At 26.4% G+C, this 3,620-nt stretch carries 3 protein-coding genes and 1 pseudogene; 3 read left to right on the top strand and 1 reads right to left on the bottom strand.

All coding sequences use genetic code 11. The features are described 5' to 3' along the window. Positions 1-231, top strand: a pseudogene (locus tag Q1J48_RS08105) (hypothetical protein); the annotation flags it as partial. A gap of 275 nt (positions 232-506) precedes the next feature. On the opposite strand, the gene Q1J48_RS08100 reads toward Q1J48_RS08105, so the two are convergent. Then, on the bottom strand, positions 507-1,481 hold the full coding sequence (locus tag Q1J48_RS08100) for a magnesium transporter CorA family protein (protein WP_300329315.1): 975 nt from the start codon (positions 1,479-1,481) through the stop codon (positions 507-509). Positions 1,482-1,746: 265 nt separating this feature from the next. On the opposite strand from Q1J48_RS08100, the gene Q1J48_RS08095 reads away from it, so the two are divergent. Both Q1J48_RS08095 and Q1J48_RS08090 read left to right on the top strand, forming a co-directional pair. Further along, the gene (locus Q1J48_RS08095; protein WP_300362544.1) at positions 1,747-2,814 is read left to right on the top strand and encodes an extracellular solute-binding protein; all 1,068 of its coding nucleotides are present in this window, start codon (positions 1,747-1,749) and stop codon (positions 2,812-2,814) included. Positions 2,815-2,844: 30 nt separating this feature from the next. Then, a partial coding sequence (locus Q1J48_RS08090; RefSeq protein WP_300362541.1) for a DNA polymerase III subunit beta occupies positions 2,845-3,620 on the top strand: 776 nt, incomplete at its 3' end.

Here is a 3,620-nt window from a genome sequence, read left to right as displayed (position 1 = left end):
AACTGGAAGAGAATTCTATTATATTTTGGTGGTGGAAAAACAGTTCTTGAGATAAATAACACTACTAAGGTAAATCTTTTTCCAGAAGAGGTAAAACAATTAGAAGATTATATAATGGAAAACCTTAAAATAAATGAAGAACAGTTGAATTGGTTTCTAAGTATTTATGATAAAGTTATAAATAATAAAGAAGTTTTAAGATCTGTAAGAAAGCTTAATAAACATATGTAAGAAGGGTTAAGATGAATAAACAAAATTTTATAAAATTTTTAGTTAGTTTCTGTATTTACATATTCCTTTTTCCTCTATTTTTTGGAGGATATATTTTAAGAAAATATGATGAAATATTTATAAAAAAATAAAAATGACTTCCAAGATTTAGAGTATATATCTAATGATTGGAAGTCTTTTTCTAAATAAGAAAAAAATTTATCAAAGATAGATTGATTTTAATTAATAATATAAAAATGCAGTAACAAATAAGCTACTGCATTTAAAATCTAATTTTATAACATTTTATTTTTAGAAAGCCATATAGTTATAAGTATACTTAAAAGTATAGATATAATTATAACAGTAACGAAACCAAAAGGACTTTCACTGAATGGAACAAATACATTCATTCCCCATATACCAGATATAATAGTTGGCACAGCCAAAACAACTGTTATAGAAGTAAGTCTTTTCATTACATTGTTTAGGTTATTAGACATAATAGTAGAAAAAGCATCACGAGTGCTAACTAAGACACTTGAATATATACTTGCCATCTCTATTGCCTGTTTTGTATCTATGATTATATCATCAAGAAGTTCCATATCATCAGGATATTTCTTAACAAGTTGCATTCTCATAATTCTATCAAGAACTGCCTCATTTGATTTTAATGATGTTGTGAAGTAAACCAAACTTTTTTCAAGCTCAAGAAGTAACATTAATTCATCATTATCCAAATTTTTCTTTAAACGATTTTCTACTACATCACTTACACGACCGATTTGTCTTAGATAATATAAGTAATATGATGTATTTCTAAATAGAAGTTGAAGAATAAATCTAGTCTTTTTAAAAGTAAAGAACTCTTTTACTTTTCCCTTAATAAATTCATCTATTAAAGGAAACTTATCTATTGTTATTGTGATTATATTATCTTGTAACAATATAATCCCAAGTGGAATTGTGGTAAATGAACATTTATCATCTCCATCATTATGAATAGGTATATCTATAATGATCAAGATGATATCTCCATCTATCTCTAAACGAGATTTTTCCTCTTCATCAAGAGCTGCTCTTATATGTTCTTGAGGAATATCCAATACTACTTCTAAAGCTTCTATTTCTTCCTCAGTGGGAGATATTAAATTAATCCAAGTATTTTTTTCTTTAAGTATTTCATAGTTTACTATCTCATCTTCATCATTTTTAAAATAAAGATAATCTAATTTGCCTTTTTCATTTGTTTTTGTTATTTGAATCATAAAAACCACCTTTCATAATAAACCACTCTTTACCTATCATAAAAGATGATAAAGAGATTTTTTAAATATTCTTGCTACACAAGGAATACGTGTCCATCTAAAAAACCACCTCTCATTCAAAAAAATCTCTACATTACATTTTACTAAAATTTTAAAAAATTGTAAAGTCATTTTTTATAAGATAAACTATATTAATTATTTACTTGTTAAAACAGAAATTATGGTGTATAATAATTTAGTACTACTAATAAATAGGAGGGGTAAGTTGAGAAAAAATTTTTTAAACTCATTTTCTAAGATTTTTGTAGCAGGAATTATAGCTGTGGGAGCTGTATCTTGTGGAGAAAAGAGTGAAGAAAAAATGGAGATAGGAAAAAATGTTCTTCATGTATATAGCTGGGCAGAATATATTCCAAGTGAAGTTTTTGAAGGTTTTGAAAAAGAAACTGGGATAAAAATAATGGAAGATATATATTCAACCAACGAAGAGATGTTTACTAAATTAAAAGCTGGAGCAACAGGTTATGATTTAGTTTTACCGTCACCAGATTATGTAGAAATAATGATGAAGGAAAATATGCTTGATAAGATAGATAAATCAAAAATTTCTACATTTGAGAATTTGGATAAAAATATATTAAAAAGACTTAGTGAGTTTGATCCAAATAATGAATACACTATTCCTTATGCAGTAAGTGCTACTTTAATAGTTGTTAATACAAAATATGTAAAAGATTATCCAAGAGATTATAGTATCTATGAAAGAAGTGATTTAAAAGGTAGAATGACTTTATTAGATGATATGAGGGAAGTTTTAGGTTCTGGTCTTTTGATGAGTGGATATCCTCAAACAGTTGGTGATGAAAAAGCATTTAAAGAGGCAGAAGAAAAAATAAAAGGTTGGAAGAAGAATATAGCTAAATTTGACTCGGAGTCTTTTGGTAAAAATTTTGCTAGTGAGGATTTTTTAGTAGTTCAAGGTTATGGAGAAAATATATATATGGAATTAACAGAGGAGCAGAAAAAACATACTGATTTTATAGTTCCTGAAAAAGGTGGATTATTCTCTTTAGATTCATTTGTTATTTTAAAGACAGCTCCAAATAAAGAGGCTGCTCATAAATTTATAGAGTATGTACATAGACCAGAAGTTTATGCTTTAGTTGCTGACTATCTTGTCCTACCATCTATAAATGTTCCAGCTAGAGAATTTACAGAAGAAAAACCTTTATTTAAAATAGAAGATTTAGAAAAATGTGAATTATTAAGAGATACAACATCTACTCTAAGTATACAAAATAAATATTGGGAAAAAATAAAGGGTGGATTTTAAAAAATAAAAATTAATTAACAGGGTGATGAAATGAAATTTGTTGTAAATAGAGAAGAGTTTATAAATGTATTATCAGCTTTTTCACTTATATTAAAAGATAATCCTATAAAACCTATAATAGCAGGGCTTAAGATACAAGCTACTAAAGATGGAATAACTTTTATAGGAACTAGTTTAGAGTCTAATCTTATAAAAGAATTAGATGGAAAGGTTATAGAAGAGGGAGTTATAGTTGTTAAATCTCAATTAATACTAGAATATGTAAAACTTCTTGATGAAACTGAGATAGAGATCTCTTCAAAGGATAACTCATTATTTATTCATCAAGGAGAGTTTATCACTTTAGATGATAAAGACTATCCTATGATAGAGAAAGAAGAGTTTACAAAAATAACTTCTGTCAAATCTAATATATTTAGTCAAGGATTAGAAAAATGTAAGTTCTGTGCATATCCTACTACTGATAATTTAGCATTAAATTGTATAAGAGTATTATTTAAAAAAGATAAGCTTGAATTTGTATCAAGTGATTCATATAGATTAGCTTATCTAGAAGAAGAAAATGAATGTATAGAAGAGAGAAGTTACTCTATACCTTTAGATAGTGTAAATTCATTTACTAAGCTTATAAAAGATAACGATAAAGAGATGATAATTGGATATAGTGATAAACATTTAGTTTTTGTTTGGGATAAAACTTATTATTCAACTAGAACAATAGAGTTACCTTTCCCAGATTTCCAGCAGATTTTATCTTTTAATAGTTTTGATAAAAATATGGAGTTTAACACAGAGGAGTTAAAAAG

The organism is Fusobacterium sp., assembly GCF_029258315.1.
Classification (GTDB): domain Bacteria; phylum Fusobacteriota; class Fusobacteriia; order Fusobacteriales; family Fusobacteriaceae; genus Fusobacterium_B.
Note: the sequence above shows the minus strand (reverse complement) of the source record. Positions and strands in the feature narration are given on the sequence as shown.

Coding starts and splice junctions, on each gene's coding strand:
- Q1J48_RS08100 (WP_300329315.1), bottom strand. CDS start 1,481: ATGATTCAAATAACAAAAACAAATGAAAAAGGCAAATTAGATTATCTT.